General features: G+C 35.5%; 18 protein-coding genes and 1 riboswitch. Of the genes, 16 read left to right on the plus strand and 2 right to left on the minus strand.

Annotated features, from left to right (window positions below; all coding sequences use genetic code 11):
- The first annotated feature begins 269 nt into the window (after nt 1-269).
- From JKP71_RS05375 to JKP71_RS05400, 6 genes are all read left to right on the plus strand, one after another.
- Nucleotides 270-419, plus strand: coding sequence for a hypothetical protein (locus JKP71_RS05375; protein ID WP_200407293.1), 150 nt, complete (start codon nt 270-272; stop codon nt 417-419).
- Between the two features lie 105 nt (nt 420-524).
- A riboswitch (THF riboswitch) is annotated at nt 525-624 on the plus strand.
- Nucleotides 625-705: 81 nt separating this feature from the next.
- On the plus strand, nt 706-1,251 hold the full coding sequence (locus JKP71_RS05380; RefSeq protein WP_200407294.1) for a folate family ECF transporter S component: 546 nt from the start codon (nt 706-708) through the stop codon (nt 1,249-1,251).
- Between the two features lie 112 nt (nt 1,252-1,363).
- A complete protein-coding gene (gene cls, locus JKP71_RS05385) occupies nt 1,364-2,905 on the plus strand; it encodes a cardiolipin synthase (protein ID WP_200407295.1) in 1,542 nt (513 codons plus the stop codon).
- Between the two features lie 71 nt (nt 2,906-2,976).
- Nucleotides 2,977-3,354, plus strand: a complete 378-nt coding sequence (locus tag JKP71_RS05390; RefSeq protein WP_200407296.1) for a hypothetical protein — start codon at nt 2,977-2,979, stop codon at nt 3,352-3,354.
- Between the two features lie 142 nt (nt 3,355-3,496).
- On the plus strand, nt 3,497-3,934 hold the full coding sequence (locus JKP71_RS05395) for a Spx/MgsR family RNA polymerase-binding regulatory protein (RefSeq protein WP_200407297.1): 438 nt from the start codon (nt 3,497-3,499) through the stop codon (nt 3,932-3,934).
- A gap of 172 nt (nt 3,935-4,106) precedes the next feature.
- Entirely contained in the window at nt 4,107-5,045 is a 939-nt protein-coding gene (locus JKP71_RS05400; protein ID WP_200407298.1) for a 2-dehydropantoate 2-reductase, read from the plus strand.
- A gap of 46 nt (nt 5,046-5,091) precedes the next feature.
- Here the strand turns inward: JKP71_RS05400 and JKP71_RS05405 are convergent, their stop codons facing one another.
- The gene (locus tag JKP71_RS05405; protein ID WP_075525715.1) at nt 5,092-5,445 is read right to left on the minus strand and encodes a winged helix-turn-helix transcriptional regulator; all 354 of its coding nucleotides are present in this window, start codon (nt 5,443-5,445) and stop codon (nt 5,092-5,094) included.
- A 147-nt stretch (nt 5,446-5,592) separates the two neighbouring features.
- Here JKP71_RS05405 and JKP71_RS05410 point away from each other — a divergent pair, with 147 nt between their 5' ends.
- The 9 genes from JKP71_RS05410 to rnhB all read left to right on the plus strand — a co-directional run bounded on the left by JKP71_RS05410 (nt 5,593) and on the right by rnhB (nt 13,162).
- Nucleotides 5,593-6,435 (plus strand): aldo/keto reductase, encoded by an 843-nt coding sequence (locus JKP71_RS05410; protein WP_200407299.1) that lies wholly within the window; start codon nt 5,593-5,595, stop codon nt 6,433-6,435.
- Between the two features lie 11 nt (nt 6,436-6,446).
- The gene (locus tag JKP71_RS05415) at nt 6,447-7,622 is read left to right on the plus strand and encodes an MFS transporter (protein WP_200407300.1); all 1,176 of its coding nucleotides are present in this window, start codon (nt 6,447-6,449) and stop codon (nt 7,620-7,622) included.
- Between the two features lie 145 nt (nt 7,623-7,767).
- Entirely contained in the window at nt 7,768-8,721 is a 954-nt protein-coding gene (locus JKP71_RS05420) for a magnesium transporter CorA family protein (RefSeq protein WP_200407301.1), read from the plus strand.
- An 86-nt stretch (nt 8,722-8,807) separates the two neighbouring features.
- Nucleotides 8,808-9,443, plus strand: a complete 636-nt coding sequence (locus JKP71_RS05425; RefSeq protein ID WP_075525712.1) for a hypothetical protein — start codon at nt 8,808-8,810, stop codon at nt 9,441-9,443.
- A 114-nt stretch (nt 9,444-9,557) separates the two neighbouring features.
- Nucleotides 9,558-10,013 carry a MarR family winged helix-turn-helix transcriptional regulator gene (locus JKP71_RS05430; RefSeq protein WP_075525711.1) on the plus strand — a complete coding sequence of 152 codons (456 nt, stop codon included), beginning with the start codon at nt 9,558-9,560 and terminating at the stop codon, nt 10,011-10,013.
- A complete protein-coding gene (locus tag JKP71_RS05435) occupies nt 9,991-10,554 on the plus strand; it encodes a GNAT family N-acetyltransferase (RefSeq protein ID WP_234446109.1) in 564 nt (187 codons plus the stop codon). The genes JKP71_RS05430 and JKP71_RS05435 overlap by 23 nt, the downstream gene beginning before the upstream one ends.
- A 19-nt stretch (nt 10,555-10,573) precedes the next feature.
- On the plus strand, nt 10,574-11,272 hold the full coding sequence (locus tag JKP71_RS05440; RefSeq protein WP_200407302.1) for a B3/B4 domain-containing protein: 699 nt from the start codon (nt 10,574-10,576) through the stop codon (nt 11,270-11,272).
- Nucleotides 11,273-11,467: 195 nt separating this feature from the next.
- Nucleotides 11,468-12,319, plus strand: a complete 852-nt coding sequence (gene ylqF, locus JKP71_RS05445) for a ribosome biogenesis GTPase YlqF (protein ID WP_200407303.1) — start codon at nt 11,468-11,470, stop codon at nt 12,317-12,319.
- A gap of 66 nt (nt 12,320-12,385) precedes the next feature.
- The gene (gene rnhB / locus JKP71_RS05450) at nt 12,386-13,162 is read left to right on the plus strand and encodes a ribonuclease HII (protein ID WP_200407304.1); all 777 of its coding nucleotides are present in this window, start codon (nt 12,386-12,388) and stop codon (nt 13,160-13,162) included.
- 66 nt (nt 13,163-13,228) lie between these two features.
- Here rnhB and JKP71_RS05455 read toward each other — a convergent pair whose 3' ends face one another.
- Nucleotides 13,229-13,975 (minus strand): mechanosensitive ion channel family protein, encoded by a 747-nt coding sequence (locus tag JKP71_RS05455; RefSeq protein ID WP_075525706.1) that lies wholly within the window; start codon nt 13,973-13,975, stop codon nt 13,229-13,231.
- 173 nt (nt 13,976-14,148) lie between these two features.
- Between JKP71_RS05455 and JKP71_RS05460 the strand changes: the two genes are divergently transcribed.
- Nucleotides 14,149-15,174, plus strand: a complete 1,026-nt coding sequence (locus JKP71_RS05460) for a branched-chain amino acid aminotransferase (RefSeq protein WP_075525705.1) — start codon at nt 14,149-14,151, stop codon at nt 15,172-15,174.
- Nucleotides 15,175-15,282: the final 108 nt, after the last annotated feature.

Consider the following 15,282-nt stretch of genomic DNA (forward strand, 5'->3'; position numbering starts at 1 on the left):
TGATTAAGTCAGAGCCTATCCAACTCTGACATCTCTGAAATTCTTTTCAAATTACAAGCACTGGTCTCCCTCATCCGATGATGAGAGGAGACTTTTTTATCATAAAAAACAAGACGGTTAGTTTTCATTTTAGCCTCATTTTTGATATAATTATAAAAGTTACGAAGTAAGTATCTCGTACTGATTAGATTAGGTAAACAAAAAGAAGTGTTTACAGGAAGAAACCAGTTTGATAGGGCCTAAGCGGTCAGCTAACAGGAGGAAGTCAATTGTCTAAGAAAATTTCAGTAGCAGTCGTTAAAAATAGTAAACAGCAAGATGAAAGAAATGCTATTCTTGCAGATACTTTTGATAATAGATGGTTTCAAAACGAGTGGAAACACAAATTTAAGTCTCTTACTTCAAACACAAAAAAATAAATGTAATTATTATAAGGTGAGCAAGCGGGCTCACCTTTTTTACTTCAGTATTTAATATTTTAAACGGTCTTTCTGCAGCTTAGTTGTGCTATAATGAAAAATGTAAACAGAGTAGGAGAAATGCGTTAAGTACCACAAGACGGGATGTTGCTTGTGGGCGAAGGATTCTTTATTGAGTCCGCGGTGTTTCTTCGCATCCGCTGGTTTTTTTGTACCTTTATTGCATTAATCAGTGTTGCTCTACCTTATTATTTATAGAAAAAGGCTATCGCCTAAGGAGAATAACATGTTAAAATTAACCTCGAAAATGAGCTTGCAACGCTTAGTTTTTCTATCTTTTCTACTAGCTTTACAGATCGTCCTATCTAATTTAGCCATTGGTAATTCTTTTTTTAAAATTAGTCTAGTTTTTATCCCCAATGCACTAATCGGTATGATAGCAGGACCATTATGGACAGCTTTAATTTTAGCTTTTGGAGATTTAATAAGCTCTCTTTTATCAGGGTATGCTTACTTTCCAGGTTTTACAATTTCTGCTTTTATTGTGGGTATATTATATGGCTTATTTTTTTATAGAAAATCTTTTGATATAAAGAATCGTATACATTGGCTATACCTCTTTGGGGCAATGACTGTCATTATGCTCGTTGATTCCACTTTTTTTAATACGATTTGGGTAACAATGATTATTCCTCATGCTAGCTTTGCGACTTTCCTTTCCTTGTTAGCGGCCCGTGCATTATTGCTTGTTCAAATTCCTTTTCAAACGATTATCCTAATGTTGCTTATCCCAACATTACAATCAATAAAAACTTTAAAAATATTTCTGTAAAAATCAAGGTTAACCTTGATTTTTTTATCTTATAAACGTTGGGATAAGAGGATACTTTTTTCTTTTTTATAGGTTTAAAGTTATAATAGAGCTTAAAGAGAGGAGGGAGAAAATGCGAGAAAGAAGAAAATTGAAAAGAGTTTTGATGGGGCGCTTGCTTATTTTTCTTTTTGCGATTGCAATACAATTTATATGGCTTGTTTGGCTGATGTATCACTTTAGTAATTTAACCTATTTTCTCCCTTTAATAGAGGTCTTATCGTTGATAGTGTTATTTATCATAATAAATCGGAAAATCAATTCAGCATATAAACTAATTTGGGCTGTATTAGTTCTCGCATTTCCGCTAGTTGGTCTTACACTCTATCTGGTTTTTGGGCATTATTGGTGGAATTCTTCTGCTAGAAAAAGATTATCAGAAACCCATGGCAGTCTTATCGCGCAACTTCCTCAAAACAATGAAGTGCTTACAGAACTAAAGGCTATAGATTTAGCGAGGGCTAACCAGTCTGTTTACATTTCTAAGTATTCAGACTATCCATTATACAGGAACACTGACACCAAGTATTTTAAGAGTGGTGAAGCGATCTTTGAATCTATTTTAAATGAGATGCAAGAAGCTGAACATTTTATTTTTTTAGAATTCTTTATTATTGCTGAAGGAAAATTATTGCAGCGATTATTAAACCTTTTAGAACAGAAAGCTTCAGAAGGAGTGGATGTCAGATTCATCTACGATGATGCAGGTAGCATAACGACAGTTCAAAAAGATTTCTATCTCGAAGCTCAAAAGAGAGGTATTAAATGTGTTAAGTTTAATCCCATGCGGCCAATTCTTTCTCTACTGATGAACAACCGAGATCATCGTAAAATAGTAATAATTGATGGGTATATAGGATATACCGGTGGAATGAATGTTGGTGATGAGTATACCAATGAACTTTATCGCTTAGGTTATTGGAAAGATACAGGATTGCGCATTGAAGGTGAAGCAGTTTCAAGTTTGACCAGCATGTTTTTAGAAATGTGGAATTATATTACCTGTACTAACGACAGCTTCGAGTGTTATAAACCTCAAGCTTATAAAAAATCTCAATTTAAAGGAAATGGTTTCATACAACCTTTTGGAGATACTCCACTCGATGAGGAGAATGTGAGCTCGATTGTTTATATGAATATTATCGGTAATGCAGAAAAGTATGTCTATATATTTACTCCTTATCTTATACTAGATGATGAAATGATTGTTCAACTTCAAAACGCTGCTAAACGAGGGGTTGACGTGAGGATTGTCCTACCAGATATCCCTGATAAAAAACTTATTTTTTTGATGAGCCAATCTTATTATCAAAGTTTATTAGAGGCAGGTGTCAAGATATATCAATATGTTCCAGGTTTTATGCATGCAAAATCTTTCCTGAGCGATGACAAGGTCGCAATAGTGGGTACAGCAAATTTGGACTTTCGCAGTTTATATCTTCATTTTGAATGTGGGATATGGATGTATCAAACTTCTGTAATTGATTTGATAAAAGAAGATTATGAAGAAGTTTTTACTAATTCTAAAGAAATAGACGCCCAGTTTATATCGCATTTTTCACCAATCGTCATCATTTTTCAAAGTATTTTAAGATTGTTTGCGCCTTTAGTATAAGCTTAATGTTCTCATTTTGCTCTAATATATTTCTTTGCTATAATTAACTTATTAATAACAGGAGAAAAAATATGCTCAAAGGAAAAACAACAATCACACGGGATAATTTAGAAACAATCATGTCTATATCTAATGAAAAATTTGCTGAAATTGAAAGACAAATGATGGATTTGGTAATTGATAGTTATTTAAAAGGAACTAAATTACAAGTCACTTCAAATGAAAGAAAAGTATCCGTTGTCCTATTTCAAGGAAAAAACGAGCAACTACATCTTTTTATTGATGATATTCATAAAATTACAGTAGAAATTTTAAAAGGGAAAGCTCAGTTTAATGTTATAAAACAAGTCTCAAAGGAGGATATTGCGTATATTACAGCTTTTGCTAAATGCTTAGGAATACCAGAACAGCGTGCCCTAAATGGGTTAAGCCCATTTATTTTTGATTAAATACCTCAAAGGAGGTGTTTTTTTTATATAAAATAACAAAAAAATGAGATTTAAGTGAAAAAATATATTGACAATAACTTTTTTATTTAATATAATAATCATATAGATGAGAGAAAAATAATAAAATAAAAGAAGGTGCGATATGATTAAATTGTTCTCTGCCACAAATTGTGTTTCAAGTAGAAAAATGAAACAATGGTTAATAGCAAATAAATTAGAATTTAGAGAAATAGTTATATTAGAAAATAGTCTTCAAAAAAAAGATATATTAAGAATACTCTCATTGACTGAAAAGGGAGCAGAAGAAATTATCTCTAAAAGAAGTTTAATTTATAAAAAATTATCCCTCAAAATTGATTTTGAGTCTCTCACTACTAATGAACTTATTGATTTAATTACTCAAAATTATAAACTACTACGACGACCACTTCTTATGGATGAGCATCGTTTACAAGTGGGATATAATGAAGATGAAATCCGTAAATTTTTACCGCGTTCTGTTAGACAAATAGAATTAGGCAGAGCTATTGAGAACGTGCGTTTATGGGATGAAGAAGAAAAACATCATTTCGCCATTTGATCATTTAAAAAAACCTAGCTTTGTTAAAGTAGGTTTTTTATATCAAAAGATAATTTTTGATTTTTAAATCAGAAAAAGCTACAATCTTGATAGAGTAGTTTTTATAAAATGTATTCTATTTAAAACACCGAAACTACAAAAATAATTCTAGAAATATATCGGAGATTAAAGTATGAAAATCGCAATAGCAGGTGCAGGTGCCATGGGGAGCCGTTTTGGCCTGATGCTTCATCAAGGTGGTAACGATGTAACATTGATTGATGGTTGGAAGGAACATATTGAAACCATTAGAAAACACGGCTTATCTGCTAACTTGAATGGACAAGAGTTAACTGCACAATTAAAGGTAGAATTACAGTCTGAAGTGAATTTACAAAATGAAATGGAACTAATTATACTTTTTACTAAGGCGATGCAGTTAGACAAGATGCTATCTGATATTCAACCTATGCTTTCAGAAAATACAAAAGTATTATGTTTACTTAATGGTATTGGTCATGAGGATATCATTGAAAAATATGTTCCAATGAAGAATATTTTCATTGGTAATACAATGTGGACTGCGGGACTTGAAGGACCTGGTCGAGTAAAACTATTTGGAGATGGTTCTGTCGAACTCCAAAATCTTGGAGAAGGTGAAGAAGAAACAGCAAAAGAAGTAGCGCAAGTTTTAACAAATTCGGGTTTGAATGCTCAATACTCAGATAATATTCGTTATTCTATTTATCGAAAAGCTTGTGTAAATGGGACGATGAATGGGTTGTGCACGATTCTTGATACGAATATGGCAGGTTTAGGAGAGACTAGCCCTGCACATGAAATGGTTGCCGCAATTATCAAAGAATTCGTGTCAGTAGCACAATATGAAGGTGTTGAACTCGATTTAGAAGAAGTTGTAGCACATGTTGAAAGTTGCTTTAATCCTGACACTATCGGTCTCCATTATCCCTCAATGTATCAGGATTTAATAAAGAATCATCGTATGACAGAAATTGATTATATCAATGGAGCGGTATCTAGAAAAGGTAGAAAATACAGTATCCCAACACCATATTGCGACTTTTTAGCTCAGTTGATTCATAGCAAAGAAGAAATTTTAGAGGCGCATTAAAAAAACGTCTGCGGAAGAGATTAAAAGCCAGTCCTAGGACTGGCTTTTAATCTTGCAGAAGACAAACAGATTTTCCATTGTTTTTTAAAGTTTGAATATGGAGTTTACCCCAATCACATAAGCTATCCATTACTTCACTTAAACTTTCCCCATATTCACTTAATGAGTACTCTACGCGAGGTGGCACTTCATTGAAAGAAGTACGCTTAACGATTTGGGAACTTTCCAATTCTTTTAATTGCTGGGTTAACATTTTTTGACTTATCCCGGGAATCAGTCGTCTTAACTCGCCAGGTCTGACAGCACCGTGCCTTAGGTTACATAAAATAATAGGTTTCCATTTTCCGCCTATCACTTCCATAGTTGCTTCGACAGCAATATTATAAATTTTTTCTGACATTTTTTATTCCTAATTTTCTTTTATTTTACCACAATAGACACTTTTTGGTATGTATAGAACTAAAAAGTAGGTACTATGCAAACCGTTTTATTTATTATACAATAATTTTCGTCGAAAAAAAAGGTTTAAAAAAATAAAGGAGAACAAATGATTCATTCACTTACTGACAAAGTATTATTAAATAATCAGGTAGAAATCCCTGGTTTAGGTCTAGGGGTCTTTCAAATTTCAGATGAGATGACTGAGGAAGTTGTTAAAAACGGAATTCTGACGGGATATCTCTTAATAGATACAGCACAAATCTATGGAAATGAAATTGGAACGGGTAAAGGAATAGCACAAGGTCTCAAAGAAGCCAATTTAGAACGCAAAGATATTTTTGTCACTTCAAAGGTCTGGAATGATCACTTGTCTTATTCCGAAACAATTGCCGCATTTAACCAAAGTTTAGAACGTTTAGGTCTTGAATATCTAGACTTATATCTGATTCATTGGCCTGGTTTTGGCGCGTTTGACGAAAGTTGGAGGGCTTTAGAAGAATTGTATAAAGAAGGTAAGGTTCGAGCCATAGGGGTTAGCAATTTTGAAATAGAACATTTAGAACATTTATTAACCTATGCTAAAGTTATGCCAGTAGTTAATCAAATAGAGCTGCATCCCAAGCTTAATCAAAAAGGCTTAAGAGAATATTGTGCTCAAAAAGGTATTAAAGTCCAAGCATGGTCACCCTTGATGCAAGGACAACTCTTAACTAATGAAGTCATTTTAGGTATTGCGCGCGCACTTAATAAATCAGCTGCACAGGTTATTTTGCGTTGGGCAATACAACAAGAAATACTATTAAATGTCAAATCGGTAAAAAAAGAACGTATGCTTGCAAACAGTCAAGTCTTTGACTTTCACCTGAGCGAAGCTCAGATGCAATTAATTGATGCTTTAAACGAAGATTTACGTGTAGGACCAAATCCTAACACATTTGATTTTAAATAAAAAGGAAAATAATGACAAAAAAAATATCACCAAAACTTACGCTACTTGCCTTAGCAATCAATGCGTTTGCAATCGGTTCTACAGAATTCATAAGTGTGGGTTTAATGCCCATGATCGTTAAGCAATTTCATGTCACGTTAGCTCAAGCGGGCTTAACAGTTTCACTTTATGCTTTAGGTGTTACTGTGGGTGCACCTCTCCTTACCATTTTTACAGGAAAATGGAATCGAAGAAAATTAATGATGTCAATTATGGTTTTATTTATAATTGGGAATTTATTAACTGCATTTGCGCCTACATTCGGACTATTACTCACTGGACGAGTCTTAGCAGCGTTAGCTCACGGAATTTTTATGGCGGTATCAACCGTGATTGCTGCAAATGTGGTTCATCCTTCTAAGCGAGCTTCAGCTATTGCGATGATGTTCATGGGGCTAACAGTAGCAACGGTGGTAGGAGTGCCACTAGGAACGTTTATTGGACAGCAAACGCGATGGAATGGATCATTTTTATTTATCGCTGCAATAGGAATGGTAGGGCTTATTTTCAGCAGTATCCTTGTTCCTAAAGATTTAGCAATCCCTGGGAAAGTTGACTTACGTGGGTTAAAGAGAATTTTTTCTAATAAATCAATCGTACTTTCTTTTCTTATCACGGCTCTAGGCTATGGTAGTACTTTTACAGCGTACACATATATTTCACCAATTTTAGAACATGAATTTGGGTTTTCTCCTAATATGATTGTCTTTATTTTGTTGGGGTATGGAGTAATGGTTGCGATAGGTAATACATTGGGCGGACGTTGGGCCAATCAACGTGTCCTTGCAGCCCTTACAAAAATGTTTGCAGCTCTAGCAGTCGCTTTGGCAGTACTTGCAGTAGCTATAATAAGCGGGAATGCTTGGTTCGGTCTAATTGCTGTTTTGTTGCTTGGCTTTTTCGCCTTTATGAACGTTCCCGGTTTGCAACTGTATGTTGTACAATTAGCAGAAGAGGAAGTTCCGAATGATATCTCCCTGACTTCTTCATTCAATATTTCCGCTTTTAATATTGGGATTACAGTAGGCTCTTTAATCGGGGCACAAGTCACTCAGTATATAGGTATTAATTATACTCCTTTAGCTGGTATAGTTCTTGCGCTTCTAGCAATGATTTTTACTGCTGGAACTCTCAAGAAAATGAAGTAAAACGTCAATAATGACGTTTTTTATGTTATTTCGAGCACTGGCTTTGATAACGTTTACTTCTTTTGATAAAATAGTATGAAACTGGGCTTATACAAATTGAAGAGATGGGATAATCTACTTTTATCACTATCTAAAGGAGAGGGAGATGCTAGATTTTCAGGAATACGATGGGAAAACCTTAGGTAGCAAAGACTATGAGGACTTACTAATTGGAAATAAAGGGATTCTACCATATATTTATGAACCGCAAATTGAGCTAATCAGTGAGTGGATTCCATATTCTAAGGTAGAGTTAAAAGAGGTTCTAGAAGAAACTCAAGAGTCCTTTTATGATTTTAGAGAAGATAAGCAGGAGCGGGAATGGGTCGTCTTTAAACTGTTAGTGTCTGATTCTCAAAAACAGGTTCAATTTAGTAAAATGGTTGATTCTATTGTTTTTATTAAATCAGAGGAGCGCCTCATTCTGGTGACTCAAAACAGGCTTCATGAGTTATTAGAGCGACTTCGAGAAACGTACGACAGTTCTCAAACTTTTAATACTTTTGTGGTAAGTTTTATCTATCTTACATTAGATGATATGTTTGAAGATTTAAAAGAGGTAAAAAAAAGAATTTCTGAAATTGAACGAAGTATTCAAGAATCAGGTGCAGTAAAACCAATTTTCAATGAAATTTTACAACTTAAGAAGTATTTAATCATGTTATCATCAACTTATCGTAATAATGAACGACTTATTGAAAATTTTGGAAAGTATTCTGAGCATTTTTTTGGTGATTCAAAACTTAAACAAAACGCTAATGATAAGCTAAGTGATCGAATGACAACTTTAAAAGACATGGTAGATTCATACAACCAATATCTTTCAAGTTTAGATACTATGATTAATAATCTTAGCTCTTATCAACTCAATGAAATTATGAAGGTATTGACGAGCATCTCTATTATTCTTACAATACCGACGATGGTTTATGGATTTTGGGGGATTAACGTGCCGCTGCCCTTTGAGAAGCTAGCTTACGGATTTATACTTGTGTTCCTTATTTCCTTAGTAATTAGTTTTTTTGTCTGGGGATGGTTGAAGAAAAGACGACTTATGTGAATTATTGACAAAAGATTTGGTCGTGTTAATTAAAAAGTTTGTTATAACTATTCACTAAAAAGTATAGTTTTTGTTATAATGGGACTATGCCTTATCAAGTAAAGATTATATATCCTAAAGAAGAAGCAGCTGAAAATAATAAGCTGACTGAGCGTACTTTTAATGAGTTCATTGATGAACTCGAAACTCCAGAAGTAATCACGCAGTACGAACAACTGTTGACGCGTGGTTATTCTATTTCTGTAAACTTTGCACCTCCAGAACTTGACGAAAAGGGTGGGGAGTTAGATCCTTTTAAAATTGCAGGGCGTTTTGAGCTCGCAGGTATCCCTTATAAAGCCACCCTTAAACTAAAAGCGAGCGGAAATTATGAGGCGATGGCTAAAGTTGCAAAAATAATTGAGCAGCAAGGTTTTGATTATGATATTTCTGTGAAATTGCAAATCAGAGAGAATTCTCCAGTTGACTTTGAAAAAGAAGGATCTTGGTTTGATGAAGACTATGCAAAATATACAGTTCTTCCGAAAGCTAGCAGTCAGGACATTGCGGACCTTCGTTCGCTTTACGAAATACTGAGTAAAGAGCATTATAAAGTGAATATCACACTTAAAGCAAAAGTCAAGAAAGATGATGACGATAGTTTTGCAAACCAACTTGCTGCATATCCTTCAGAAACTTTAGTTATTTTTAAATTAAGTGATGCCGATATTTACGGAGAATAATTGTCTAATAAGCTACCCAATCTATGCTTGGGTGGTTTTAATTTTAAATATTTAAAGAAAATAGTTGCAAATGCAACAAAAATATTTTATTATAGTGTTAAGAAGGAGTGAGAGATGGAAAGCATTATTTTACGACAAATTGGTACAATTTCACGCTCGCTTGACTCTATCAGTAACGTGGAATTTTCTCAATTTGACTTGGCTAAAGGGCAGTATCTTTACTTGGTGAGGATTATGGAAAATCCGGGAATTATTCAACATCGGCTTGCGCAACTTCTTTGCGTTGATAAAACTACAGCGAATCGTGCCATAAATAAATTGGAGAAAAAAGGGTTAGTTTTTAAAAAAGAAACCAGAAAGAATAAGAAAGAACAGCTCTTATATGTCACTCCTGAAGGTGCAGCGCTTTATCCACTAATTATTCGCGAAAATGAATTTTCCACTCAGGTTGCTCTAGAGGGCATTACCACAGAGGAACGCCAACAACTCGTCGTTTTATTAAGTAAAATGGCTGAAAACACCTCTAAAGATTGGCTAGCAGTGAAAAGTGGTAAACAGCGTAACTATTAAATATAGGGGAAGGAGAGAGTGTGTGACGTTGGAGATTTTACCCGTAAGTCGAGAACAAGTTGAGGAATTACAAAAAATTAGTCAAGAGACCTTTTTTGATACGTTTGAGAAGTACAATGACGCGGCTAATCTTTTAAGCTACATGGAGCAAAATTATTGTCTAGAAAAATTAATCCATGAGTTGGATAATAAGGAAAGTTTCTTCTCTTTTGTTTATGACGATAACCAGCTAGTCGCTTATATGAAGTTAAACATTGATTCTGCCCAATCTGAAGAACTAGGGACAGACAGTTTAGAAATTGAACGGATTTATGTGAGAAAAAAATTTAAACGGCTAGGAATAGGGAAAAGATTATTAGAATATGCGCTTGAATGTGCACAGCAAAAAAATAAAACATTTATTTGGTTAGGTGTTTGGGAGCATAATTTAGACGCTCTAAACTTCTATGAGAAAATGGGCTTTGCTTGTTTCAGTGAACATACTTTCAAGGTTGGTCAAGAAAAACAAAGAGATTTACTAATGAAGAAAGTTTTATTATAAAGAAAAGGATAATACTATAATGGAAAATTTAAAAATTGATTCAAATTTCTGGGAAATTTTTCCAGAAGCGACTGTTAATGTATTGACGGTAGACGGGTTAGATAATCATATTTCGCAAAAGAGAGATGAAGAAATGGTGCATGTTTTAAAGACGGCGAGTGAAAAAGCTCAAAAGTACCTCACTGAAGAAGAATTTTCGAAAAATGAGATTGTCAAAATTTGGCGTGAGGCGTTCACAAAATTCAAAAAGAAGAAAGGTGCACGTGCCTCTATTGAGGCTTTGTTAAAAAGAGTGAGTCAAGGTAGAAGTTTTCAACCTATTAATCCTTTGGTTGACTTGTATAATAGTATCTCTCTCGAGTTTGGTGTCCCTTGTGGTGGGGAAGATTTAGATAAAATAGAGGGGAGCATGCATCTAGGGATTGCTAAAGGAGGAGAAGCTTTCCGACCTCTCGGTGAAGAAAAAGATGAGCCAGCATTAAGTGGAGAGGTAATTTATTATGATGAACAAGGAGCGATTTGCCGTTGTTTAAATTGGCGAGATGCGCAACGTACAATGTTAACCGAAACAACCAAACGCGCAATTTTGGTTATTGAAGCACTAGATGAAGCTCAACAAGCGCGTGCTTTTTCTGCAATAGAAGCTTTAAATAAAAGAATTTTTGAATATTTCGGCGTGTCAGGAAATATAGAGGTCATTAAGCAAGAAGAAAAGTAAGTTTTTTGAAAAGGGATCTATGCAGTAGGAGCGGACAGGAAATGAAAAAAATGATAAAATGAATGAGAATAGAAATTCATTTTATCATTTTTTATTTTCATAAATCGTATATTTTGACGTGTTTAAAAAAAAAGGCTCTATAATTTAGAATGAGCTTTGTAAATAAGTATAGCTAGAGAAGAAGAGGTATAAGAGATGGCAACGATCCAATGGTTTCCAGGACATATGTCAAAGGCAAGACGACAAGTTCAGGAGAATTTAAAATATGTGGATTTTGTGATTGAACTGGTAGATGCACGCTTGCCTATCAGCTCACGTAATCCGATGTTAGACCAGATTATCGGGGACAAGCCCCGGATCATTGCCCTCAATAAGGCAGATCTGGCAGATTCTAATTCTGTCGCACAATGGATTGAGTATTTTGAGGAGCAAGGTTTTGTAACTTTAGCGATTAATTCTAAGGAAGAGTACACTGCAAAACGGTTGACGGTAGCAGCGAAAAGATTAATGGCTGAAAAAGTGGCTCATGATAAAGAGCGAGGGATTGCAAATACGACTTTACGTACAATGATTATCGGTATTCCCAATGCTGGTAAGTCAACCTTGATGAACCGTTTGGCTGGGAAAAAGGTCGCAGTAACTGGTAATCGCCCTGGTGTTACAAAGGGGCAGCAATGGATTCGTACGAACAAAGAATTAGAGTTACTAGATACACCAGGTATTTTATGGCCTAAATTTGAAGATCAATTGGTAGGTTTGAAATTAGCTCTAACTGGTGCAATTAAAGATGATTTATTGCCGATGGATGAAGTGACAATATTTGGCTTAAAATATTTTATCACTCATTACCCCACACTTACTCTCAAACGATATCGTATTACCGAAGAAGATTTAGAGCTATCAACCCCTGAATTAATTATGGCTTTAACTCAAAGATTTGGTTTCCGTGATGACTATGACCGTTTTTATGCGATGTTTGTCAAAGATGTACGTGATGGGAAATTGGGATCTTTTTGTCTAGATCTCATAAAAGAACAACAAAAATAAAAGCGTAATTCCTCATTTAACATAAAAATAATTATGTTAAATGAGGTGATAGGATTCAGTTATTTAATGACAGAAACAATTAAAGAAATTAAAAATAGATTTGCGTTGCTGACGGATTTAGCAGCTGAGGAATTTACTGCTTATGAAAATGATCCACGCGCAGGAGTCCAGACGGCGGTACGGGTACGCAAAAAACAGCTTCTCGCTCTAAAAACTGAGGATGAACGTCTGGTAAAAATGCTTGAATTTGAAGAGGAGTTATATGCTAAAGGAATTCAGCTAATTGCAGGAATTGATGAAGTGGGGCGGGGTCCGCTGGCTGGTCCAGTAGTCGCCGCTGCTGTTATATTGCCAAAAAATTGTAAGATAAGAGGTTTAGATGATAGTAAAAAAGTTCCGAAGTCTAAACACCGTTTATTGTTTGAGGAGATACAAAGAAAAGCAGTAGCGATTGGAATTGGTCTTGTTGATGCCCAGCGAATTGATGAGGTTAATATCTATGAAGCGACCAAGCTTGCGATGTTAGAAGCACTGACCAAGCTGTCAGTAAAACCTGAGCACCTCTTAATTGATGCAATGACACTTGATATTGATTTGGCACAGACTAAAATTATTCATGGCGACGCGCGCTCTTTATCTATTGCTGCAGCGTCCATTGTAGCAAAGGTCACGCGTGACGAAATGATGGCGGATCTTGCGCAGGATTATCCTGAGTATGATTTTGAGCGCAATGTTGGCTATGGTACAGCCAAACATTTGGCAGCACTCAAAAAGAATGGTGTGACACCTCTTCACAGAAAATCTTATGAACCAATTAAGACAATGATTGGGTGGTACAAATAAAAAGTAGAAAAAACGTGGATTGTTTTAATCCACGTTTTTTGATTTTACTGACAGTCTGGTCAGTAATTATTGTTCGTAATATTTGTCTAAGATTTCCATTTTTAAAAGAGAAAGTTGCGTTAAAGGAGCGGTTAAAGTGCTTCGAATGAATAACTTGTCTTCTACATTCACAATTCCCGCAAAACTTGTTTGCGGATAGTCGGCATTCACTTCGAGGATGTGGGCTTTAGTTTTTGATAAAGTATCTGGTGTGACAGGTACATCAAGATTAATCGTTCGTTCTTTGTAAGAATAATTTTTTAAAGCTGCAATGTTTCGGTTGGGAATGAAAGTTGTAGCACCGTCTGCTCCAATAACAGTAATAGAACGTATTCCAACCGTTTTAACAACGCCTTCGATATCAAGTCCCGCAAAAGAGACGGTATCTCCAACATTAATTTGATGTTCTACGATAATGAAGAAGCCATTGATAATATCAGCTACCAGATCACGACCTGCAAAACCAAGCGCCACTCCTAAAATCCCGGCACCTGCTAAAATATTGCTGACAGGTACTCCGATTAAACCAAGAACAGTGTAGATGTAGAGAAAAACGGTGAGATAATGAAGCGCACTTGTTGTCAGGCGTGACAAGGTAAGGATTCGGGACGTATCAGTCCACTTTTGTTCACTGTAGTTCTTAAACAATTTTTTGACTATTCTTGAGCAAGCTTGATAGAGAATGAAAAAAAGCACACTGACTAAGGCAATTGTAAGTGCTTTGTCGAGTAAAAGTTGACCAAAATCTTCCCAGTTCATTTTTAAAAGACGCATTTTTCCTCCATTGCATATAAAATTTTTACAGATAAAATTCCCAGTGTTTAAGGCGCTTCCAAAGCCTTTTCAAAAAAAAATTTAGAATTTTATCAAATAGGATGAATATTTCCTTGTTTTCCTTTTCAGAAAATAATATAATCTATTATAACAAAAAAATCTTGGAGGATGTTATGACGATCGAATTAGACTGGGAAAATTTGGGTTTCAATTATATGAACTTACCTTTGCGTTATATTGCGCATTATAAAGGAGGAAAGTGGAACGCTGGGGAACTGACGAGTGACCATCAGCTCCATATCAGTGAGTCCTCCCCTGCTTTGCATTATGGTCAGCAAGGTTTTGAGGGACTGAAAGCTTATCGAACAAAAGAGGGTACGATTCAACTTTTCCGTCCGGACCAGAATGCTCTACGTTTACAAAAAACAGCTCGACGCCTTTGTATGCCTGAAGTACCAACGGAGATGTTTATTGATGCCGTCAAACAAGTTGTAAAGGCAAATGAGGATTTTGTTCCTCCTTACGGAACAGGTGCTACACTTTATCTGCGTCCATTGTTGATTGGAGTTGGTGATATTATTGGTGTCCGTCCGGCAGAAGAATATTTATTTACGGTTTTTGCCATGCCTGTGGGTTCATATTTTAAAGGGGGATTAGCTCCGTCTAGTTTTGTAATTTCACGGGATTATGACCGGGCAGCACCTCTGGGGACTGGTGGAGCAAAAGTTGGTGGGAATTATGCGGCTTCGCTTCAAGCTGAAGTGGGTGCCAAAAAAGCTGGTTATGCAGATGCCATTTATCTTGACCCTACTACTCATACAAAAATTGAAGAAGTCGGGGCAGCAAATTTCTTTGGTATCACAAAGGAGGGGGAATTTATTACTCCACTAAGTCCGTCTATCCTTCCCTCTATTACGAAGTATTCATTACTCTATCTTGCAGAACATCGCCTAGGCTTAAAAGCACAAGAAACAGATGTTTTGGTTACTGACTTAGAGCGATTTGTTGAAGCAGGAGCTTGCGGTACAGCCGCGGTTATTTCGCCGATTGGTCGTATAGATGATGGGGACCATACTTACATTTTCCATTCTGAAACAGAGGTAGGTCCAACTGTTAAACGACTTTATGAAGAATTAGTAGGCATCCAATTTGGCGAAGTAGAGGCTCCAGAAGGGTGGATCGTAAAAATTGATGAGTAGGAAAAAGCGGTAGTCCGCTTTTTTAACAGGACGAATAATCAGAAAATAAATAATTATTTATACATACCAATGCTTAGGATGAAAATAAACTTACAGGCTTGGTTTTAC

This window comes from Lactococcus taiwanensis, assembly GCF_014905395.1.
Lineage (GTDB): Bacteria > Bacillota > Bacilli > Lactobacillales > Streptococcaceae > Lactococcus > Lactococcus taiwanensis.